Here is a 20,997-nt window from a genome sequence, read left to right as displayed (position 1 = left end):
GTGCGTTGCTCATCGGCCGCCTCCCACCGCGTAAGCCACGATCCACACCAGGACGGTCAAGGTGATGCCGCCGATCAGGGCACCCCAGGTCAGCGCCTCGCGCTCATTGGGCTTGAAGCCGTAGCCGAGGTCCCAGACGAAGTGGCGGATGCCGGACAGCAGGTGGTGCAGCAGCGCCCAGGTGTAGCCGAACACGATCAGGCGGCCGAGGAAGCTGCCCATGAAGCCCTGGACGTAGGAGTAGGCGCTGGGACCAGACGCGGCGGCGATCAACCACCAGGCCAGCAGCAGCGTCCCGAAATATAGTGCAACCCCGGTGGCGCGATGGACGATCGAGAGGATCATCGTCAGCGTCCAGCGGTAGGTTTGCAGATGCGGCGAAAGCGGTCGTTCGATCCTGGCTGTCATTGGTTGCTTTGATGATTTCTTGTGGGCCGTGAACGCGGGGGGCTTGCGGCCGTGTGGATCGGCAAGGCGGCCTTTATTTACGGAGAAGGAACAGGCGTTGCAACGAACAAATCGCTCAAAATAGAACGCGGATTCAGTACTAGGCGGCCCGAAGGAAAAGGATCAATCGCCGCCGTGGTATACCAGAAACCGGTCGCGACTTGATGCAGCGAACCACTATTCATTGCTACCTCCTCTCCCAGGCCGTTGCCAACGTGGCGGAACAGCTGAATAGCGCCGATCGCCGAGCACTGATTCACCGCTTAACGATGGTCCTGAGCGAGCGGTTTCGCGACAACAGCCAGCGCCATCTGATGATTCTGCAAACCTGCCCGGAGCGATACGCGGAGCAACAACCTGTCTCGGCGCCGGCCCGCGCGGCAGCAAAAGCGCCTCGATCTCCCGCGTTCCTCGCCGCGCACATGGCCCTCCGCCGGTCGATTTTGCCGCATGTCGCCACCCGGCGAAGCAGCCTAGTCTCAACGAGGTGCAACAGACGCGGTGCAGGGAGCCTCGATGCCGCTGCCGACGGTGCGACCGACAGCCACTGAACGCCCGGCGGAACTGCCGGCGCGCAAGGTGTCGTCGCACGAGCCCGTCGAGGAGCCCCTGACCTGCGTGCTCGGCTTCGCCGCCGCCGGCCTGTTCGCCGCCTGTCTCGCGCTGGCCATCCAGCATGAGATTGCCTCGCTCGCCGTGCTCGAATTCGTGCTGATCTGCGCCGCGCCGCCGCTGGCCGCGCTCGCCGGCCTCGCGATCGGACGACGGCGCTAGGCCGCCGTCACTTCGTATAGATGTCCTTGTACTGATCACGCAGCACGTTCTTCTGCACCTTGCTCATCGCATTGCGCGGCAGCTCGTCGACCACGAACACGCGCTTGGGCATCTTGAATTTCGCCAGTCGGCCGTCGAGACCCTTGAGCACGCCGGCCTCGCTGACATCAGCGCCGGGATGGCGCACCACGACCGCCGTGACACCTTCGCCAAAATCGGGATGCGGCACGCCGATGACGGCGGACTCGACCACGCCCGGCATGGCGTCGATCTCGCTCTCGATCTCCTTCGGATAGACGTTGAATCCGCCGGAGATCACGAGGTCCTTGCCGCGTCCGACGATGTGGACGTAGCCCTGTTTGTCGATCTTGCCGAGATCGCCGGTGATGAAGAAACCGTCGTCGCGGAATTCCGACTTGGTCTTCTCCGGCATGCGCCAATAGCCCTTGAACACGTTCGGGCCCTTCACCTCGATCATGCCGATCTCGTCGCGCGCCAGCTCCTTCGCGGTCTCCGGATCGGTGACGCGCACCGAGACTCCGGGCAGCGGGAAGCCGACCGCGCCGGGCACGCGCTCGCCCTCATACGGGTTCGACGTGTTCATGTTGGTCTCGGTCATGCCGTAGCGCTCGAGCACGGCATGGCCGGTGCGCGCGAACCATTCGCGGTGCGTGTCGGCGAGCAGCGGCGCCGAACCGGAGACGAAGAGACGCATGTGACTGGTCGTCTCCTTCGACAGCCGCGGGTTCTGCAACAGCCGCGTGTAGAAGGTCGGAACGCCCATCAGCACGGTGGCGCGCGCCATCAGATTGATGATCAGGTCGGGATCGAGCTTGGGCAGGAAGATCATCGAGGCCCGCGCGAACAGCGTCACGTTGCTGGCCACGAACAGGCCGTGGGTGTGATAGATCGGCAGCGCGTGGATCAGCACGTCGTCCTTGGTGAAGCGCCAGTAGTCGATCAGGGTCAGCGAGTTCGAGGCGAGATTGTCGTGAGACAGCATCGCGCCCTTGGAGCGGCCGGTCGTGCCCGACGTATAGAGGATCGCCGCCAGGTCATCGGCGCCGCGCGACACGGTGGTGAACGCCTTGTCGGCCTTGTCGGCCGCTTCGGTCAGCGAGCCCCTGCCCGACGCATCCAGCGTCTCCACCTTGGCGCCGACCTTGGCCGCAAGCGCACCGATGCCCTCGGCTTTCGACGGATCGCACACCACCACGGTCGGCTCGGCGTCGCCGATGAAATAGTCGAGCTCGTTGAGCGTGTAGGCGGTGTTGAGCGGCAGATAGACGCCGCCGGCGCGGACCGTGGCGAGATAGAGCACCAGGCCGGACACCGACTTCTCGGTCTGTGCCGCGACGCGATCGCCGGGCTTGACGCCACGGGCCACCAGCACGTTCGCCATCTGGCCCGCGCGCGCGATCAGATCGCCGTAGGTGATGCGCCGGCCGTCATGGGTCTCGATCGCGAGACGGCTGGGATCGTCGAGACCGTCGAACAGGCGGGAGAACAGATTGGCGTTGGCGGCTTGGTTCATGCGACATTCCCCTGGAGCGGTGGCCCGCCGGCAGTGCCAGCCTGCGGAACATGATGCTCGACGAAGACGAAAAGGGCTGGGACGGCGGATGGCACCGGCGATGTCGCCAGGGTTGCCGTCTCTGATCGAGGCTGCCTTAGCAAAAACGCCCTTTCAAAGGCAACGGGAGACGCCAAGATATGACCAAAGGGAAACGGATCGCGTGGATCACGGGCGGCGGCACGGGCATCGGCGAGGCCGGCGCGCTGGCGCTGGCGTCCGATGGCTGGACGGTCGTGGTGTCGGGCCGTCGCAAGGCGGCGCTCGACTCCGCGGTGGCGCGGATCGCGGCGAGCGGCGGCACGGCCGAAGCTGCAGTGCTGGACGTCGCCAAGGCGGCGGACGTGCAGGCCGCCGCCGATGCCATCCTGATGCGGCACGGCCGCATCGATCTCCTGGTGAACTCCGCCGGCGTGAACGTACCGAGGCGGCGCTGGGACGACATGACGCTCGACGGCTGGAACCAGCTCGTCGAGATCAATCTCAACGGCGTGCTGTATTGCATGAAGGCAGTGCTGCCGGCGATGCGCGCGCAAGCGGACGGCACCATCATCAACGTCTCGTCCTGGGCCGGGCGCCACGTCTCGAAGATGCCGGGGCCGGCCTACACCTCGACCAAGCACGCGGTGCTGGCGCTGACGCACTCCTTCAACATGGAAGAATGTGTGAATGGCTTGCGCGCGTGCTGCCTGATGCCGGGCGAAGTCGCGACGCCGATCCTGGAGCAGCGCCCTGTGGTGCCGAGCGCGGAGGAGCAGGCGCGGATGCTGCAGCCGGAGGATCTCGGCCGCACCATTGCTTTCGTCGCGAACATGCCGCCGCGCGTGTGCATCAACGAGATCCTCATCAGCCCGACTTGGAATCGGGGGTTCATCCAGACGCCGGGCAACAGGGATTGAGGGGGCTTGCATATCAAACATGCCGAACGTTCCCTACAACGACAGAGGACCTCGGGCCTGGTCTCACGGGATAACCACTGTCGGGCGGGCCTATCACGCGCGACCCCACCGGTGTCGTCCCCGCGAACGCGGGGACCCATACCGCGTGATGTCTGAAACAGGCAGGCGGCCAGTATCGAGCACGACAACTTAGCCCTGTGGTTATGGGTCCCGGATCTGCGCGCTTCGCGCTTGTCCGGGACGACAGTGGAGGTTGGCGCATCGAGCGCCGCCTCCGAAAAGCAGATTGAAATCGTGCGGTCTCATCCTCGCGACACGGTGCGCCCGAGCTGTGCTGAAACTCATCGCCCTCAAACAAACAGAGGGCGCAGGGAAGGCCGGGCGCTGGCCGCGCCCGTGGCCCGCCTGCGAAAGAAAATGCAGGCGGCAGGTACCACAGGTCTGGCCGAACACACCCGGCCCTCCCTGCGCAACGGTTTTAACGGCTGCTTCGCGTTCTCCCTGGTGCGCCGGCTTGCTGGCCACCATCACGAGCGCGACACGCCAGGGCATCGCCACCCGCTTGATATCAGCGTCGGGATATCAGGACCGCGCGACTTGACCGTGCGTGCATCGCCGTTCGTCCGCGCAGACGGATCCACGCTGCAGCCACACACGCCCATCGCATCCCACTGCCAACGTCTCGTGACGGTCGCGACACGCCCCTCATGCGGCAGCAGGGACGCGCGGAAATGTGCAGGTGATTTGCCCGACGGCGCAAGGCCGAATATCGCGACAAACTAACACGACGGGCAGTTTGCGCATGGGAGGGATGCGAGCGACGTCAGGCGATCTCGCATGAGACCGACAGCCACATCGTCCGCTTCTACGGCCGAGACCTCGGCTTCATCGACCGCGACCGCCGTTTCCTGCGCTTTGCTCCGCCGCGTGCGCGGCTCCGCGTCGCGCAGGAAACGGCGGAGACAAAACAGCAGTGATCGAATACTGTCAGGAGTCAGCCCGGTCCAAAATGTCAGGGATCAACCCGGTCGGTCAGGGCGATGAATCCAGTGGCGCGCGTCGTACGATCAGCAAAACGGCTGGCCCGTCGCTATCAAGACATGGGCATCGACTCTCATCGACAGCGGAATTCGTGGCCCCCCCACCCCCGACCCCTCCCCGCAAGGGGGAGGGGTGCGCACCGCGGTTGGAATTGGCGGGCGAGGTTCAAACGCTCAAGGATCGATCAGGCAATCTGCACCCGCCCTCAGAACGACGTGCCGCCGCCGAACCGGAATTCCTGGGTGACGTCGTATTTGCCCTTGGACAGCGGCACCGCGTAGTCGAAGCGGAGCGGGCCGAACGGGGAGGCCCAGATCAGGCCGACGCCGACGGAGGAGCGCACGACCTTGCTGTCGTCATACAGCATGCCGCATTTGCAGGCGGCCGAGTTGACCTCGCCGGTGGCGGCCCAGGAGGTCGGGCCCTGATAGCCCCACAGCGAGCCGGCGTCGGCATAGACGGCGCCCTTGAGGCCGACTTCCTTGGGCAGGAACCAGAACGGCATCTGCAGCTCGGCGGAGGCGCCCCAATATTTGGTGCCGCCCAGCGAATCGCCGGTGGCGCCGAGGCTGCGATAGGTGATGTCGCGCGGCCCGATGCCGTTGGACGCGAAGCCGCGCACCAGCGTCGGGCCCATCTGGTAGTGGTCGAGCATGCGCAGGTCCTTGTCGCCGATCTTGTTCAGCATGCCGCCCTGCAGATGGATGACGCTGACGATATCGGCGACCAGCGGGGTGTAATATTTCGCGTCCACCGCCGACTTCAGATAGCTGACATTGCCGCCGACGCCGGCGAAATCCTGCCGCCAGTCGATCAGCAGGCCGTCGGTCGGGTTCTTGGTGTTGTCGAGCGTGTTGTAGGTCAGAGTGTAGCCGAGCGCCGAGGTCAGCGCGGCGCCGTCATTCAGCTCCTTGCGCACCGCCAGGCTGGATTCGCCGTCGCCGTAGCAGCCATAGCCATAGACGCCGGAGCTGGTCGCGTTGGTCGGATCGACGCCGCCGAGCACGCTCTGGATATAGGCCGGGGTCGGATTGAAGGCGAGCAGGCCGTTGGCGTTGTTGTTGTTGCAGTTCGCCAGATAGGACGGCAGCGTGATCTCCTGCCGGTACAGCGAGTAGCGCAGCTGCAGCGACAGGTCCTCGCGCAGCTGGAAGCCGAGCCGCGGGCTGAAGCCGATCGTGCGCGTGCCGTAGCTCGTATAGCTGTTGGCGAGCTGCTGACGATAGGAGACGTCCAGCCCGAGCGCCACGCGGTAGTCCAGCAGATAGGGCTCGACAAAGGACAGCGACACGCCGCGGGTATATTGTCCGTAGGTGACCGCCGCCTTGGCGTACAGGCCGCGGCCGAGGAAATTGCGCTCGGAGATCGAGACCTCGGCCAGGGCGCCGTCGGTGGTGGAATAGCCGCCCGAGATCGAGAAATCGCCGGTCGACTTTTCCTCCAGATTGACCACGAGGATGACGCGATCGCTCGACGAGCCCGGCTCTGCGGTGATCTTCACGTCCTTGAAGAAATCCAGGTTCTTCAGCCGGCGCTCGGCACGGTCGACCAGCGCGCGGTTGTAGGCGTCGCCCTCGGACAGATCGAACTCGCGCCGGATCACATAGTCGCGGGTGCGGGTGTTGCCGCGGATGGTGATGCGCTCGATATAGGTGCGTGGGCCCTCGTCGACCTGGAACACGATCGCGACCGTATGCGCTTCCAGATTGCGGTCGCCGCGCGGACGCACGACGGCAAAGGCAAAACCGCGACGCGAGGCCTCGATCTGCATCTCCTCGACCGACTTCTCGAGCTGCTCGACGTTGTAGAGCGCGCCGACATTGACGCGCGAATAGCCGCGCAGCGTGTTGGCGTCGAGCGCCGCGACGCTCGACTGGAACTGCACCGAGCTGACGCGGTATTGCTGGCCCTCCTCGATCTGGAACGTGACCAGGAAGCCCTTCTGGTCCGGATCATATTCGCTGAGCGCCGCGACGACCTGAACGTCGGCATAGCCGTTCTTCAGATAGAACCGGCGAATCAGGTCTCGATCGGCCTCGACGCGATCGGGGTCGTAGACGTCGTTGTTGCCGAGAAAGCTGAGCCAGTTCGATTCGTGGGTCTTGATCACGTCGCGCAGGCGCGCGGCGGAATAGGCGTTGTTGCCGACGAAGCTGATCGACTTCACGCCGGTCTTGACGCCCTCTTCGATGGTGAAGACGAGATCGACGCGGTTGTTGGGCTGCTCGATGATCTCGGGCGTGACGCGGACGTCGTAGCGGCCGGAGCGGCGATAGATCTCGGCGATGCGCTGCGCGTCGGACTGCACCATCGGACGGGACAGCGTGCCGCGCGGCTTCGACTGCACTTCCGCCGTGAGCTGCTCGTCCTTGACCTTCTTGTTGCCCTCGAAGGCGACGCGGCCGATCACGGGATTCTCGACAACGCGCACGATCAGCCGGCCGCCCTGCCGGTCGATCTTCACGTCGGCGAACAGGCCGGTCTCGACCAGCGCCTTGAGACCGTCGTCGACCTGGCCGGCATCCAGCGTCCCGGACGGGCCGGGCTTGAAGTAGGAGCGGATGGTGTCGGATTCGACGCGCCGGTTGCCCTCGACGGTAATCAAAGTAGCAACCGCGGCCGGCGCAGCCATGGCGATGCAGGGCGGCGCGGTCATTGGCAGGGCCAGCATGATCAGGGCAAACACGCCCGGCAGTCTCAGACGCATCATCGACGCTCTTTCGAAAGTCAGAGTCCTCGGCGCGCACGCATTCGCCGGCACGCCACGGGAATCGCTGATGCCCGCCAATCATGGTCGCGATGCGCCGATCTCGTTTCGCGAAATGTCTGATGATTCTGGATGTGGCTGATTATGTCCGGCCAGACAAGATTCTCGGCCCGGCGGGTCGACAAAGCGTGCGACACGCTAATAAGTGCGTCGGCCGCGCTGCGACCGGAAAGCCACGGCGGAGGCGGACATCTCCGTTAAGCAATTGGTCCATCCACGCCGCACTCGGTGGCTTCCGAAATCAAATTCTACAAATCTTCGGAAGTTGGCAATACAAGGGAAAAACCAGGGTGCTAATTGACCATCACCCGAACTAAGCCCCCAAGTAGTTCGGCCAAGGCCCGGTGCGCGCAGATTCCCATTGATATTCCGGCGCACCGGGCCGCCCGTTTTTGTCATCTGCGGCGGTGCTTATGAATGCGCCCTCTCCCCTTGTGGGAGAGGGCATGTATGAGCGTGCGGCAGGCGCGGTTGAGTGAGGGGTATCTCTCCACAAGTTCAGCCCGTGGAGAGACCCCTCCTCACCCAACCGCGCTCGCGGATGGGCCAGCGATGCCCTCTCCCACAAGGGGCGAGGGCGCTGTATCGGGCAGCGCGCTGGCGGCGGCTTGGGCCTAGCCAAATGAGACGGTTCCCTCCGCCCCCCGAATCACCACAATGTCCGCCGCTGTTGCGAAATTGCCTCTGGATCGGGGCGGGAAAACCGATCAAAACGGGCGGCAGCGCCGATGGTTAATCGCGTCTTAACCTCGCCCCACCTATGGTGACCGCTAAAGGCACCGGTTCATGGGCGATCGGCGGCTTCCACTGGTTTGGCGCGCGTTTTACGTATGGCAATGACCGCTTCATCCCCCGCGCCCGCTGGCGCCAGCCATTCGGAGAGCGAACGCTCGCCGTTTGCGCGGCTGAACGAGCTGCTCGCCCCCTACAAGCCGGGCAAGCCGATGATCACGCTCGCCGTCGGTGAGCCGCAGCATCCGGTGCCGGGCTTCGTCGGGCCGGTGCTGGCCCAGCACATCGCCGAGTTCGGCCGCTACCCCGCGGCCAAGGGCATCGAGCCGTTCCGCAAGGCGGCCGCCGGCTGGCTGTCGCGCCGATTCGCGCTGCCGCGCGCTGTTGATCCCGAGCACGAGATCCTGGTCCTCAACGGCAGCCGCGAGGGCCTGTTCTTCGCCGCCCATGCCGCGCTCCGCCATGTCGGCCCGCGCCGCGGCAAGCCCGCGATCCTGATGCCGAACCCGTTCTATCCGGTGTATGGCGTCGGCGCGCGCACCGCCGGCTGCGACTCCATCTATCTGCCGACGACGCGCGAGAACGGCTTTCTGCCGGACCTCGATGCGATCGACGAGGCGACGCTGTCGCGCACGATCGCGTTCTACCTCGCGACGCCGGCCAACCCGCAGGGCTCGGTGGCATCAGCGGACTATATGCGCAAGCTGGTCCGGCTCGCCAACGCCTACGGCTTCCTGATCTTCAGCGACGAATGCTATTCGGAGATCTACACGAAGGCGGCGCCCGGCAGCATGCTGGAGCATGCCGGGCCCGACTACACCAATGTGGTCGCGTTCCAGTCACTGTCGAAGCGCTCCAACGTGCCGGGCATGCGGATCGGCTTCGCCGCCGGCGACCGCCGATTCCTCGCGGGCTTTCACGAGCTGCGCAACGTCGCGGCGCCGCAGGTGCCGGTGCCGCTGCAGCACGTGGCGGTCGCCGCCTATGCCGACGAGGCCCATGTCGAGGAGAACCGGCGGCTGTACCGCGCCAAGTTCGACCTCGCCGACCAGATCATCGGCAACCGCTATGGCTACAGGCGGCCCGATGGCGGCTTCTGCGTCTGGCTCGACGTCACTGAGCGCGGCGGCGACGAGGAGGTGACGTTGCGGCTGTATCGCGACGCCGGCGTGCGCGTGGTGCCCGGCAGCTACCTGGCGCGGCCGCAGGCCGACGGCTTCAATCCGGGCCTCGGCTACATCAGGCTGGCGCTGGTGGCCGATGCCGAATCCACCGGTGAGGCGTTGCACCGGCTGGTCGAGGTCCTGGGATAATCGCGGGGCTGATGCAGATGCCGGCGATCGAACGAGTCATTCCCCTGGTCAACCACCTGCCGACGTCGCTGCGCGACGCGCTGGTGCGGCGGCTGCGCGAGCTCGCGGGCCTCTGCCTGATCGCGCTGTGCGGCGTGGCCGCGGCGGCGCTGATGACGTGGTCGGTGCAGGACCCCAGCCTGAGCCACGCCACCTCGCGCGCGATCCGCAACATCGTCGGCTATCCCGGCGCGATCAGTGCCGATCTGCTGATGCAGATCCTCGGTCTCGGCTCGATCATGGCGATCCTGCCGCTTTCGATCCGCGGCTGGCGGATGATGACGCACCGGCCGTTCGACCGCGAGGCGCTCCGCTTCGGCGCCTGGGTGCTCGGCGCCGTCATCGCCGCCGGCTTTGCCAGCTGCTGGCCGCGCTCGCATGCCTGGCCGCTGCCGACCGGTCTCGGCGGTGTCGTCGGCGATGCCATGGTGCGCGCACCGGCCGTGGTGTTCGGACCGCCCGGCGTGATCTATCGGCTGGTGCTCGGCGCCCTTCTTCTGGTTGCCATGATCGGCTGCCTGCTGGTGGCCGGCGGCATGGGCGCGAAGGAAGCCGATCCGAGCCTGCTCGCGGACGAGGACGACGACACGCCGCTGGCCGACCCCGAGGACGACGACGACCGCAAGGCGATCCGGCTCGGCTGGGTGTTCCACGCCATCATGAGCGCCAAGGCGCAGGTCGTCTGGTTCCTCAGCACGGCCTACCGCGCGCTGGTGTCGTCAGGACCGCAGCCGCGCGCCGCCGCCGCAGGCCGGCAGGAGCCGAGCCTCGGCCGCGGCCAGGGCAAGCCGACGCTCGCGCCCGAGATGGACGAGGACGGCGGCGACGAGGAAGAAGCCGAGGAGGGCGAGGACGAAGAAGAGGAGGAGGAGCCCGCTCCGAAGTCGCGCAAGAAGCCGGCGCCGAAGACTCCTGCGAAAAAGTCCAACGACAAATACGATCTGCCCTCGGTCTCGATGCTGGCGGCGCCGAAATCCTCCGACCGCCAGCCGCTGTCGAAGAGCGAGCTGGAGGCCAATTCGCGCGCGCTGGAAGGCGTGCTGCAGGATTTCGGGGTGCGCGGCGAGATCGTCAAGGCGCATCCCGGCCCGGTCGTCACGCTGTACGAGCTGGAGCCCGCGCCCGGCATCAAGTCGTCGCGCGTGATCGGCCTGGCCGACGACATCGCCCGCTCGATGAGCGCGCTGTCGGCGCGCGTCGCCGTCGTGCCCGGCCGCAACGCCATCGGCATCGAGCTGCCCAACGTGCATCGCGAGAAGGTGTACCTGCGCGAGCTGCTGGTGGCCAAGGAGGCGACCGAGAGCGTCGCAAAGCTGCCGCTGTGCCTCGGCAAGAACATCGGCGGCGAATCCATCATCATCGATCTCGCCCGCACCCCGCACATGCTGATCGCCGGCACCACCGGCTCGGGCAAGTCGGTCGCGATCAACACCATGATCCTGAGCCTGGTGTATCGGCTGCGCCCCGATCAGTGCCGCCTCATCATGGTCGACCCGAAGATGCTCGAGCTTTCCGTCTATGACGGCATCCCGCATCTCCTCACGCCCGTCGTGACCGACCCGAAGAAGGCCGTGGTCGCGCTGAAATGGGCCGTGCGCGAGATGGAGGAGCGCTACAAGAAGATGGCCAAGCTCGGCGTGCGCAACATCGACGGCTACAACGCCCGCCTCGGCGAAGCGCGCGCCAAGGGCGAGGAGCTGACGCGCACCGTCCATACCGGCTTCGACAAGGAGACCGGCAAGGCGATCTACGAGGAAGAGAAGCTCGACCTCGATCCCCTGCCCTACATCGTCATCATCGTCGACGAGATGGCCGACCTGATGATGGTCGCCGGCAAGGACATCGAGGGCACGGTGCAGCGCCTCGCCCAGATGGCGCGCGCCGCCGGCCTGCACGTCATCCTGGCGACGCAGCGTCCGTCGGTCGACGTCATCACCGGCACCATCAAGGCCAACTTCCCGACCCGCATCTCCTTCCAGGTGACGTCGAAGATCGACAGCCGCACCATCCTGGGCGAGATGGGCGCCGAGCAGCTGCTCGGCCAGGGCGACATGCTCTACATGGCCGGCGGCGGCCGCATCAGCCGCGTGCACGGCCCGTTCTGCTCCGACGAGGAGGTCGAGAAGGTGGTCAAGCATCTCAAGGCCCAGGGCTCGCCGGAATATCTCGAGGCGGTCACCGCCGAGGAGCCGAGCGAGGAGGATGGCGCCGTGTTCGACGCCACCGGCATGGGCGGCGGTGGCGGCGGCGACGACCTGTTCTCGCAGGCGGTCGCCGTGGTCAAGCGCGACCGCAAGGCCTCCACCAGCTACATTCAACGGCGGCTGCAGATCGGCTATAACAAGGCCGCTTCGCTGATGGAGCGGATGGAACAGGAAGGCATCGTCGGCCAGGCCAACCACGCCGGCAAGCGCGAGATCCTGGTGCCCGAGGAGGAAGGCGGGTTCTGACGGCCCGATGGCCGCAGAAACGCCGCTTCGGTGCCCGATCTTCACGCGATTACGATCACGCTGCCCGGCCGAACCGGGATAGAACGCGTAAAACCTCAGGACGTCGTTTTGAAAAGCTCCTTGTTGAACAGCACGTTTTCGTATCACGCAGCTTGGCGCGGGCGCCGGATCGGCGCCTGGCTGGTCGCCTGCGCCGTGACGACATGCTCCATCGCCGGAGCGTCCGGTCACGCCGCCGCGCAAGGCACGCCGGCTCCGAAATCAGGCCCGAAGAGCGGCTCCCAGCTCAGCGCCTCCGACCAGCAGCGGGCCGGCCAGAGCCCCTCGACCACGCAGACGGCCCCGCCCAATCCGGTCATTCCCGATCCCCGGCGCAACGTGCCGGCCAGCATCTTCACCTCGTTCGACGCCAACCAGAAGGCGCAGGCGGCCAAGGTCAGCGCCTATCTGTCGTCGCTGCAGACGCTGGTCGGGAATTTCGTTCAGGTCGGCCCGGACGGCAGCAAGACCAAGGGTGATTTCTACATCCAGAAGCCCGGCAAGGTCCGCTTCGAATATGACCCGCCGACCCCGATCGACATCATCGCCGACGGCTCCTCGCTGGTGGTGCGCGACCGCAAGCTCGCCACCCAGGACGTCTATCCGCTGTCGCAGACGCCGCTGCGCTATCTCTTGTCCGACCGCATCGACCTGTTGAAGGACACCAATGTGATCGCGGTCGCCGCCGACGACCTCTACGTCACGATCACGATCGAGGAGAAGCAGGCCCTGATCGGCACCAGCCGGCTGATGCTGATGCTCGGCGCCAAGGACGGTCAGCTCAAGCAGTGGACCGTGACCGATCCGCAGGGCTACGACACCACGATTGCCGTCTACAATCTCGATACGACCAAGAAGCTCGACCCGGCGATGTTCAAGATCGACTTCACGGCCTACCCGTCGACCCCGCCGGGCTGACGCCGCTTCCCGCGCTCGCTCAGCGCGATTCGAGCCCGCGCACCTTCCACTGCGCTTCGGACAGCGCAAGCTTCTCGAAGCGCTTGCGCGCCTCTTCGAGGTCATCGGCTGGAAGCGCGTCGCAGCCGGGCCGGTCGCGCAGGATCATCGACGTCGTCGCCCAGCTCAGCCGTGCCGCCTTGCAGGCCAGCAGCAGATCCGTGAGGCGATCCTCCTCCAGCAGCGTCTCGATCGTCTCGATGGTGACGACGCAGAGCAGCGCCAGCGCCGCGATCACGGCAGGGAAATCGCCGGTGGCACAGAAGCGGTTGACGGCGGAGTCGCCGAGCTTGCCGGTGCGGCTGAGGGCGGCGACCTCAGCCTTGACCTGCTGATAGTCCCAGATCGCGCGCATCGCCGCGCCGGGCGAGCGGGTCGGCGTCGCCTGAAGGGTCGCGCGGGTCGCCGGCGGTGCGGCCTTGATGAAGCGGGCGCGGGCGCCCTCGCTGGCCGCGGCGACGAAGGCGCGCGACAGCTTGGCCGGCAGGTCGGTGCGCAGCGCGAGCTTCTCGGCGAGATCCTCGTCGCGCTCGGCGATCTTGAACAGGCTGCGATAGCCGTCCTCGGACAGCTTTGACGTGAGGTTCTGCGCCAGCGCCATGCGCACCGCCGGAAAGCCGCGCGCGATCAGCTGCGTCGTGAGGGCGTCGCCGATGCCCCTGCGGCTGGCGATCGCGGCCAGATGCGCCGGGCTGCCGGTGCGGATGAACTCGGCGAGGTCGCGCTCGGTGAGCACCGCCGCCTTGGCCAGCATCGGCCCGGCGACGCGCAATTCGGGGTGAACGGCGAGCATCCGCGCCGTCGCGTAAGGCGCGCGCTCCACGCCGGCGAGCGCCATGCTCAGCTCGGCCAGCAGCTCGGTCGCGACCTGCGGCATCAGCCGGGCAAACATCTGATCGTAGAGATCGAGCTGCTCGGCGGACGCCGGCCGTGGACCGGCCAGGAACAGGCTGGTGGTCCGGCGCAGCATGTCGGTGGCGAGCTCGGACACCGTCCGCGCATCACCGGCGGGCGTCTTGGCGGTCGGAGCTGCCGCAGGCGCTGGAGGCATCACACGTCCCTCGTTGGGCGCCTCTCGGCCGTGACGGAGGCGCGGGTCGATCATCGATTGCGGAAGAATGCGAAGGCCGGACTAAAGGGGCGTTAAGCCCAGCGGCCGGAGCTGCAACCTCACGCGGCTGTCGTTAATGGATTGCAGCAGAGCGCGGCAACGACAATGTTCCCGTATTGTTCTTGCGAACAATGCCCAGACGGGAGGGGCATCATGGTCCAGCGCGTTTCCACCGTCGCTTTCGAAGGCATCGAGGCCCGCGCGGTCGACGTGCAGGTCCAGGTCGCGCCGGGACTGCCGGCGTTCACGATTGTCGGGCTGCCGGACAAGGCGGTGTCGGAAGCGCGCGAGCGGGTGCGCTCGGCGCTGATCGCCTCCGGGCTGGCGCTGCCGGCGCGGCGGATCACCGTGAACCTGGCGCCGGCCGACGTGCCGAAGGAAGGCAGCCATTACGATCTGCCGATCGCGCTCGGCCTGATGGCCGCGATCGGCGCCATTCCACCGGATGCGCTCGGCGGATTCACCGTGCTCGGCGAGCTCGGCCTCGACGGCTCGATCGCGCCGGTCGCCGGCGTGCTGCCCGCCGCCATCGGCGCCAATGGCCGCGAGGAAGGCCTGATCTGCCCGGCCGCCTGCGGCGCCGAGGCGGCGTGGGCGAGCCCCGATCTGCAGATCATCGCGGCGACATCGCTGATCCAGATCGCCAACCATTTCAAGGGCACGCAGGTGCTGTCGCGGCCGCAGCCTAAGATCCAGGAGGCGCCTGCCAGCCTGCTCGACCTGCGCGACATCAAGGGCCAGGAGAGCGGCAAGCGCGCGCTCGAGATCGCCGCCGCCGGCGGGCATCATCTCTTGATGATCGGCTCGCCCGGCGCCGGCAAGTCGATGCTGGCGGCGCGGCTGCCCTCGATCCTGCCGCCGCTGTCGCCGGCCGAGCTCTTGGAAGTGTCGATGATCGCCTCGGTCGCCGGCGAGATCGAGGGCGGCGCGCTGACCAACCGGCGGCCGTTCCGCAGCCCGCATCATTCCGCCAGCATGGCGGCGCTGACCGGCGGCGGCCTGCGCGCCCGCCCCGGCGAGATCTCGCTGGCGCATCAGGGCGTGCTGTTCCTCGACGAGTTGCCGGAGTTCGATCCGCGCGTGCTGGATTCGCTGCGCCAGCCGCTGGAGAACGGCGAGGTCTCGATCTCGCGCGCTAACCACCGCGTCACCTACCCTGCCCGCTTCATGCTGGTCGCGGCGATGAATCCATGCCGCTGCGGCAACGCCTTCGAGCCCGGCTATGCCTGCAAGCGCGGCCGCATCGACCGCTGCACGGCCGACTACCAGACGCGCATCTCCGGCCCGCTGATGGACCGCATCGATCTGCGCATCGAGGTCCCCGCCGTCACCGCCGCCGACCTGATCCTGCCGCCGTCCAAGGAAGGCTCGGCCGAGGTCGCTGCCCGCGTCGCCGCCGCGCGCGACCTGCAGCGCGAACGCTATGCCAAAGCGGGCCTGCCGCAGGTCAGGACCAATGCCGAAGCGCCCGCCGCCGTGCTCGACGAGATCGCCAAGCTCGACGCCCCCGGCCAGAAGCTGCTGCGCGAGGCCGCCGAGACGATGCGGCTGTCGGCGCGCGGCTATCACCGCGTGCTGCGCGTGGCGCGGACACTCGCCGATCTCGATCACGCCGAGGCGATCGGCCGGCTGCATCTGGCCGAAGCGCTGTCGTATCGCGCGCTGGCGGAGGACAATCGTCACGCGGCGTGACTGCCCGCCCCTTCAACACTCTGGTAACGACTTCTCTTTACGCTCCGACAACCATAAGGCCCGCGTTTCGTCCTCAGGCCTGCCGCGTCGGTGCGTATCATGTTGCGTTTCAAGGTCATCGTTTCGGCCGTGCCGCTGATCGCGGCCGTGGTCATTGCCAAGGTCGAATTGGCACCCTCCCCGCAGCCCTGCATTGCCGTCGGCGCCGACAGCGCCTCGCTTGGATCGGCGCCGTTCCACGCCGATCTGCATGTCGACTTCACCGACGATCCCGCGCTCGCCACGGTGCGCGTGGCCCTGGCGGACAGTCCGGAGGCGGCCGATGTCGTCGTGGTCGACGATGCGCCCGTGGAAGAGGATCGGGGTTGCGGCATCACGGCCGCCACCCAGGTCGTCGCGATCGCGGCTGATCGCCTTGCGGGTTCGCAGCGGATCTATCTCGCCCGCGATGATGCCGATGGCCGCGCCGACTATCGCATCTACGTCCGCTCCAGCCACACGACGGCCAGGGACGCCGCCGCACTGATCGTCGCGGCCCGCAATCATTCCTCATCGCCGGCCAATCCGGTTCTGTGACTCGGGCTAACCCCCGGTTCACCATCTCTGCACCGCCGGCTGGCGTGGGCATGACCTTTCAAAGTCTCAGCAATACCGACGCCGCATGGTGCGGGTCGGCGAGGACATTGGGATCGGAAGCTGGGGATGATCGAGATGGGACCGATTTTTCACGTCAGGCTGCGCCTGCGCCGGTTCATGCGCCGTCACCGCACCATCTTCGCGATCCTGCGCTCGCTGATGATCTTCTCCGCCGGCTTCGGCGGCGCCTACGGCTTCATCAAGGCCAGCGTCTCCCCGAACTCCGGCTACAATCCGCACGCCTTCGCGATCGGCGCCAGCTTCCTGTTCGCGCTCGCCTGCGTCGGCCTGGCCACGCTCAGCATGCGGCTGCGCTTCGTCGCCAGGAAGCTGCACAAGATCGCACTTCACAACGAGGTGCTGGCCGACCGGAACTGGGAGCTCCAGGAAGCCGAGCAGCGCGCCCGCAATCTGTTCGAGCAGCAGGGCGATCTCATCGTCATGCGCGCCCGCGACGGCACCATCGTCTTCGTCAACGACGCCTATTGCCGGATGGCGGGTCTCGACCGCGACAAGCTGCTCGGCAGCGCGTTCACCTTCCAGCTGATCGAGCAGGGCGACAGCGCGCTGGAGCCGAACGGCACGCGCGTCCACGACCAGCGCATCGAGAGCGCGATCGGACCGCGCTGGATCGCGTGGCGCGAGGCGCTCGTGCGTTCCGACGCCGGCCAGCCCGCCCTGCTGCAATGTGTCGGCCGCGACGTCACCGACCGCACCGAAACCGAGCGCGCGCTGGCGGAGGCGCGCGACCAGGCCAACGCCGCGAACCGCGCCAAGTCACGCTTCCTGGCGATGGCGAGCCACGAGATCCGCACGCCGCTGAACGGCATCCTCGGCATGAGCGGCCTGTTGCTCGACACGCAGCTCACGCCGGAGCAGACGACCTACGCCAAGGCGGTCCGCACCTCGGGTGAGGCCTTGATGTCGCTGATCAACGAGCTGCTCGACTATTCCAAGATCGAGGCCGGCAAGCTGGCGCTCGAGGCGCAGCCGTTCTCGCTGGCGGCGCTGATCGAGGAGATCACCGAATTGCTGGCGCCGCGCGCGCAGGCCAAGCAGTTGGAGATCGCGGCCTATCTCGACGAGCGGCTGCCGACCTGGGTGACGGGCGACGCGGCGCGGCTGCGGCAGGTGCTGCTCAACCTCGCCGGCAACGCCATCAAGTTCACCGCGACGGGCGGCGTTGCCCTGATCGCCGAGCCCGGCATCTGGCCGAACGAGATCAGCTTCCAGGTGCGCGACACCGGCATCGGCATCGCAGCCGACGCGCAGGAGCGCATCTTCCGCGAATTCGAGCAGGCCGACGACAGCGTGGCGCGCAGCTTCGGCGGCACCGGGCTCGGGCTCGCGATCTCCGACCGGATCGTCAAGCGCATGGGCGGGCGCATTTCGCTGCAAAGCCAGCTCGGCGCCGGCTCGACCTTCGAGGTGGCGGTGCCGCTGCCGCCGGCGCTGGAGCGCGGCGAGCAGAACAGCTTCCGCGGCCCCGACCTCGCCGGACAGTCGATCATGCTGGTCGCGCCGGCCGGGCTGCAGGCCGAGCTGATCGAACGGCGCCTGCAGAACTGGGGCGCGCAGACCTGCCTGGTCGCGGAGGCCGAGGTGGCGGAGGCCCTGCTGCCCGAACGCGCCTGGCATGCCGTGCTGGTCGACGACGCCATCGGCAGCGATGAATCGCTGCGTCTGGGCCGGGTCGCGCACCACCATACGACACGGCTGATCGTGCTGGTGACGCCGGCGAGCCGCCACGAGCTGGCACCGGCGGCGCCGTTTCACGGCTATCTGGTCAAGCCGCTGCGGGCCGCCTCGCTCGCCGCGCGCGTGAGCTTCGATACCGACGGCACGGTCCTCGCCGACGATCCGGTCCCGACGATCGCGCCGCCGATCGCGGCTCAGGCCGGCGCGGGCCTGTCGATCCTCGTCGCCGAGGACAACGACATCAACGCGCTCCTGATGCGCTCGCTGCTGACCAAGCTCGGCCATCACGCCGACATCGCCGTGCATGGCGAAGCGGCGCTCGACTCCTGGCTCGCGGCGCGCTCGGCCGGCGCACCGTACGATCTGATCCTGATGGATGTGCAGATGCCGAAGCTCGACGGCATTGCTGCCGCCAGGCGCATCCGCGCCATCGAGGCCAGCGAGCCCGGCGGGCGCACCCCGATCCTGGCGCTGACGGCCAACGCGCTGGTCGAGGACCGCTACGCCTGCTTCGAGGCGGGCATGGATGGGTTCCTGGTCAAGCCGATCGATCGCGACAAGCTCGACGAGGCACTGGCGAATCTGGCGGCGGCGCGACAGGTGCCAGCGTAAGGAATTAGTTGGGGCGGATCAGCCCGGCGCCGCGCCCGCCGGCCCCGTTTACAGCCGCCTCAGCGCCACCGTCTCGATCTCGTGATCCGCGCCCTTCTTCAGGATCAGGGTCGCGCGCGGCCGTGTCGGGAGGATATTGTCCTCGAGATTGGCCAGGTTGGTGCGCTCCCAGATCGCGATCGCGGTGGCGATGGCCTCCTCGTCCGACAGCAGCGCGTAGCGGTTGAAGTAGGACCTGGGATCATGGAACGCCGTGTCGCGCAGCGACAGGAAGCGCTTGACGTACCATTTGCGCAGGATCGCCTCGTCGGCATCGATATAGACCGAGAAGTCGAAGAAGTCGGAGACGACCGGCACGGCCTTGCCGTCGCGCGGCAGCGGACCGGTCTGCAGCACGTTGACGCCTTCGACGATGAGGATGTCCGGCTGGTCGATCTCGGTCCACTGATTGGGGACGATGTCGTAGCTCAGATGGGAATACACCGGCGCGCGCACCGGATGGCGGCCGGCCTTGATGTCGGACAGAAAGCCGAGCAGCCGCGGCAGGTCATAGCTTTCCGGAAAGCCCTTCTTCTGCATCAGGCCCTGCCGCTCCAGCACCGCGTTCGGATACAGGAAGCCGTCGGTGGTGATGAGATCGACCTTGGGCCGCGGCGACCAGCGGGTCAGCAACGCCTGCAGCACGCGCGCAGTGGTCGACTTGCCGACCGCCACCGAGCCGGCGACGCCGATGATGTAGGGCATCTTGCGGTCGCGGATGCCGAGGAACTGACGCTGCGCGTAGTACAGCCGCTGCGCCGCGTCGACATACATCGACAGCAGTCGCGACAGCGGGAGGTAGATGTCCTCGACCTCCTGAAGGTCGAGACGATCGTGCATCGACCGCAGCTTGGAGAACTCGCCGGGCTCCAAGGTCATCGGCGTGTCGTTGCGCAACTCGGCCCATTGTTCGCGGGTGAAGACGCGGTACGGATTATATTGTTGTTCGGTGGTGCGCATATCCATGACGCTGCCCTTCGTTTCCCCGCCGCCGCGCCCTACTCCGTCTTGCGCGACGCCTTTTCTTCCAGCCCCGATTGACCGGTGCGCTTGCCGAGCGCCGCCTCGACCTCCTCGAGCCGGACGTCGCGCGACTTCAACAACACCAACAGATGAAACAGCAGATCGGCGCTTTCGGAGATCAGATGCTCGCGGTCGGTGCCAACAGCGGCGATGACGGTCTCGACCGCCTCCTCGCCCATCTTCTTGGCGCATTGCGGCGGCCCCTTGTCGAGCAGCTTGCGCGTATAGGACGCCTCGCCGCCCGCCGCGGCGCGCGCGTCGATGATGGCAGCGAGATCGTGAAGCGTGAAGCGGGACATCAGCCGGTACTCGGAACGCCTGCCCGACCACGGCGGCCGGACCAGCGTTCATCTAACATTTTTGCGACGCAATGTCGTCAGGGATCGAGCCGCATCGGCAGGCCCTGGCGCACCATGTGCTCCTTGGCCTGCCGAATGGTAAATTCCCCGAAATGGAAGATCGACGCCGCCAGCACCGCGGTCGCGCGGCCCTCGCGGATGCCGTCGACCAGATGATCGAGGTTGCCGACACCGCCGGAGGCGATCACCGGCACCGGGACGCTGTCGGCGACCGCCCGGGTCAGCGGCAGGTCGAAGCCCTGGCGGGTGCCGTCGCGGTCCATCGAGGTCAGCAGGATCTCCCCTGCCCCCAGCGATACCACCTCCTGGGCATATTCCAGCGCATCGATGCCGGTCGATTTGCGGCCGCCATGGGTGAAGATCTCCCAGCGGCTTCCGCCGCCAGGCCGCGACACGGACTTGGCGTCGATCGCGACCACGATGCACTGCTCGCCGAACTTCTCGGCCGCCTCCTTGACGAATTCGCGCCTGCTCACCGCGGCCGAATTGATCGAGACCTTGTCGGCGCCGGAACGCAGCAGGGTCTTGATGTCGTCGATGGTGCGCACGCCGCCGCCGACCGTGACCGGCATGAAGCAGGCCTCCGCCGTGCGGCGGACGACATCCAGCATGATGCCGCGGTTCTCATGGGTGGCGGTGATGTCGAGGAAGCAGAGCTCGTCGGCACCGGCGGCGTCATAGGCGATCGCCGCTTCCACCGGGTCGCCGGCGTCGCGCAGATTGACGAAGTTGACGCCCTTGACGACCCGTCCGTCCTTGACGTCGAGGCAGGGAATGACGCGGACCTTGAACATCC

15 protein-coding genes are annotated in these 20,997 nt (G+C 67.0%); 8 read left to right on the top strand and 7 right to left on the bottom strand.

Annotated elements, in window-relative coordinates:
* Nucleotides 1-9: 9 nt before the first annotated feature.
* Complete coding sequence (sdhC, locus tag ACQR1F_RS14135; protein WP_315800853.1) at nucleotides 10-408, bottom strand: succinate dehydrogenase, cytochrome b556 subunit; 399 nt, start codon at nucleotides 406-408, stop codon at nucleotides 10-12.
* Nucleotides 409-963: 555 nt separating this feature from the next.
* Here sdhC and ACQR1F_RS14130 point away from each other — a divergent pair.
* A complete protein-coding gene (locus ACQR1F_RS14130; protein WP_315800854.1) occupies nucleotides 964-1,221 on the top strand; it encodes a hypothetical protein in 258 nt (85 codons plus the stop codon).
* Nucleotides 1,222-1,228: 7 nt separating this feature from the next.
* On the opposite strand, the gene ACQR1F_RS14125 is transcribed toward ACQR1F_RS14130, so the two are convergent.
* On the bottom strand, nucleotides 1,229-2,755 hold the full coding sequence (locus ACQR1F_RS14125) for a malonate--CoA ligase (RefSeq protein WP_434913313.1): 1,527 nt from the start codon (nucleotides 2,753-2,755) through the stop codon (nucleotides 1,229-1,231).
* 179 nt (nucleotides 2,756-2,934) lie between these two features.
* Here ACQR1F_RS14125 and ACQR1F_RS14120 point away from each other — a divergent pair, with 179 nt between their 5' ends.
* Nucleotides 2,935-3,693, top strand: a complete 759-nt coding sequence (locus ACQR1F_RS14120) for an SDR family oxidoreductase (RefSeq protein WP_434913312.1) — start codon at nucleotides 2,935-2,937, stop codon at nucleotides 3,691-3,693.
* A gap of 1,246 nt (nucleotides 3,694-4,939) precedes the next feature.
* Here ACQR1F_RS14120 and bamA read toward each other — a convergent pair.
* Nucleotides 4,940-7,444 (bottom strand): outer membrane protein assembly factor BamA, encoded by a 2,505-nt coding sequence (gene bamA, locus ACQR1F_RS14115; RefSeq protein WP_434913311.1) that lies wholly within the window; start codon nucleotides 7,442-7,444, stop codon nucleotides 4,940-4,942.
* An 887-nt stretch (nucleotides 7,445-8,331) separates the two neighbouring features.
* Between bamA and ACQR1F_RS14110 the strand changes: the two genes are divergently transcribed.
* From ACQR1F_RS14110 to ACQR1F_RS14100, 3 genes are all read left to right on the top strand, one after another.
* Entirely contained in the window at nucleotides 8,332-9,546 is a 1,215-nt protein-coding gene (locus ACQR1F_RS14110; protein ID WP_434838756.1) for an aminotransferase class I/II-fold pyridoxal phosphate-dependent enzyme, read from the top strand.
* A gap of 11 nt (nucleotides 9,547-9,557) precedes the next feature.
* On the top strand, nucleotides 9,558-12,035 hold the full coding sequence (locus ACQR1F_RS14105) for a DNA translocase FtsK (protein WP_434913310.1): 2,478 nt from the start codon (nucleotides 9,558-9,560) through the stop codon (nucleotides 12,033-12,035).
* A 168-nt stretch (nucleotides 12,036-12,203) separates the two neighbouring features.
* Nucleotides 12,204-12,992 (top strand): outer membrane lipoprotein carrier protein LolA, encoded by a 789-nt coding sequence (locus ACQR1F_RS14100; RefSeq protein WP_409997877.1) that lies wholly within the window; start codon nucleotides 12,204-12,206, stop codon nucleotides 12,990-12,992.
* 19 nt (nucleotides 12,993-13,011) lie between these two features.
* On the opposite strand, the gene ACQR1F_RS14095 is transcribed toward ACQR1F_RS14100, so the two are convergent.
* A complete protein-coding gene (locus ACQR1F_RS14095) occupies nucleotides 13,012-14,082 on the bottom strand; it encodes a DUF2336 domain-containing protein (RefSeq protein WP_315800860.1) in 1,071 nt (356 codons plus the stop codon).
* A gap of 213 nt (nucleotides 14,083-14,295) precedes the next feature.
* Between ACQR1F_RS14095 and ACQR1F_RS14090 the strand changes: the two genes are divergently transcribed.
* The 3 genes from ACQR1F_RS14090 (at nucleotide 14,296) to ACQR1F_RS14080 (ending at nucleotide 18,780) form a co-directional block, all read left to right on the top strand.
* Complete coding sequence (locus ACQR1F_RS14090; RefSeq protein WP_434913309.1) at nucleotides 14,296-15,834, top strand: YifB family Mg chelatase-like AAA ATPase; 1,539 nt, start codon at nucleotides 14,296-14,298, stop codon at nucleotides 15,832-15,834.
* Nucleotides 15,835-15,933: 99 nt separating this feature from the next.
* Nucleotides 15,934-16,410, top strand: coding sequence for a hypothetical protein (locus ACQR1F_RS14085; RefSeq protein WP_434913308.1), 477 nt, complete (start codon nucleotides 15,934-15,936; stop codon nucleotides 16,408-16,410).
* A 135-nt stretch (nucleotides 16,411-16,545) separates the two neighbouring features.
* Nucleotides 16,546-18,780, top strand: coding sequence for an ATP-binding protein (locus tag ACQR1F_RS14080; protein WP_434913307.1), 2,235 nt, complete (start codon nucleotides 16,546-16,548; stop codon nucleotides 18,778-18,780).
* A 48-nt stretch (nucleotides 18,781-18,828) separates the two neighbouring features.
* Here ACQR1F_RS14080 and coaA read toward each other — a convergent pair whose 3' ends face one another.
* The 3 genes from coaA to hisF all read right to left on the bottom strand — a co-directional run bounded on the left by coaA (nucleotide 18,829) and on the right by hisF (nucleotide 20,995).
* Nucleotides 18,829-19,785, bottom strand: coding sequence for a type I pantothenate kinase (gene coaA / locus ACQR1F_RS14075; RefSeq protein ID WP_315800864.1), 957 nt, complete (start codon nucleotides 19,783-19,785; stop codon nucleotides 18,829-18,831).
* A 32-nt stretch (nucleotides 19,786-19,817) separates the two neighbouring features.
* Nucleotides 19,818-20,141: a phosphoribosyl-ATP diphosphatase gene (locus tag ACQR1F_RS14070; protein ID WP_316183042.1), complete on the bottom strand. Its 324-nt coding sequence runs from the start codon at nucleotides 20,139-20,141 to the stop codon at nucleotides 19,818-19,820.
* Nucleotides 20,142-20,218: 77 nt separating this feature from the next.
* On the bottom strand, nucleotides 20,219-20,995 hold the full coding sequence (hisF, locus tag ACQR1F_RS14065) for an imidazole glycerol phosphate synthase subunit HisF (protein ID WP_316183041.1): 777 nt from the start codon (nucleotides 20,993-20,995) through the stop codon (nucleotides 20,219-20,221).
* Nucleotides 20,996-20,997: the final 2 nt, after the last annotated feature.

The sequence above is a fragment of the Bradyrhizobium sp. HKCCYLS3013 genome (assembly GCF_051167615.1).
Taxonomy (GTDB): domain Bacteria; phylum Pseudomonadota; class Alphaproteobacteria; order Rhizobiales; family Xanthobacteraceae; genus Bradyrhizobium.
The sequence above is the reverse complement of the archived record's forward strand: the minus strand, read 5'-3'. Positions and strand labels throughout refer to the sequence as shown.

Excerpts from the sequence above, each read along its gene's own strand:
- sdhC (WP_315800853.1), bottom strand. The coding sequence starts at position 408 with ATGACAGCCAGGATCGAACGACCGCTTTCGCCGCATCTGCAAACCTAC.
- ACQR1F_RS14130 (WP_315800854.1), top strand. The coding sequence starts at position 964 with ATGCCGCTGCCGACGGTGCGACCGACAGCCACTGAACGCCCGGCGGAA.
- ACQR1F_RS14125 (WP_434913313.1), bottom strand. The coding sequence starts at position 2,755 with ATGAACCAAGCCGCCAACGCCAATCTGTTCTCCCGCCTGTTCGACGGT.
- ACQR1F_RS14120 (WP_434913312.1), top strand. The coding sequence starts at position 2,935 with ATGACCAAAGGGAAACGGATCGCGTGGATCACGGGCGGCGGCACGGGC.
- bamA (WP_434913311.1), bottom strand. The coding sequence starts at position 7,444 with ATGATGCGTCTGAGACTGCCGGGCGTGTTTGCCCTGATCATGCTGGCC.
- ACQR1F_RS14110 (WP_434838756.1), top strand. The coding sequence starts at position 8,332 with ATGGCAATGACCGCTTCATCCCCCGCGCCCGCTGGCGCCAGCCATTCG.
- ACQR1F_RS14105 (WP_434913310.1), top strand. The coding sequence starts at position 9,558 with ATGCAGATGCCGGCGATCGAACGAGTCATTCCCCTGGTCAACCACCTG.
- ACQR1F_RS14095 (WP_315800860.1), bottom strand. The coding sequence starts at position 14,082 with ATGCCTCCAGCGCCTGCGGCAGCTCCGACCGCCAAGACGCCCGCCGGT.
- ACQR1F_RS14090 (WP_434913309.1), top strand. The coding sequence starts at position 14,296 with ATGGTCCAGCGCGTTTCCACCGTCGCTTTCGAAGGCATCGAGGCCCGC.
- ACQR1F_RS14085 (WP_434913308.1), top strand. The coding sequence starts at position 15,934 with ATGTTGCGTTTCAAGGTCATCGTTTCGGCCGTGCCGCTGATCGCGGCC.
- ACQR1F_RS14080 (WP_434913307.1), top strand. The coding sequence starts at position 16,546 with ATGGGACCGATTTTTCACGTCAGGCTGCGCCTGCGCCGGTTCATGCGC.
- coaA (WP_315800864.1), bottom strand. The coding sequence starts at position 19,785 with ATGGATATGCGCACCACCGAACAACAATATAATCCGTACCGCGTCTTC.
- ACQR1F_RS14070 (WP_316183042.1), bottom strand. The coding sequence starts at position 20,141 with ATGTCCCGCTTCACGCTTCACGATCTCGCTGCCATCATCGACGCGCGC.
- hisF (WP_316183041.1), bottom strand. The coding sequence starts at position 20,995 with ATGTTCAAGGTCCGCGTCATTCCCTGCCTCGACGTCAAGGACGGACGG.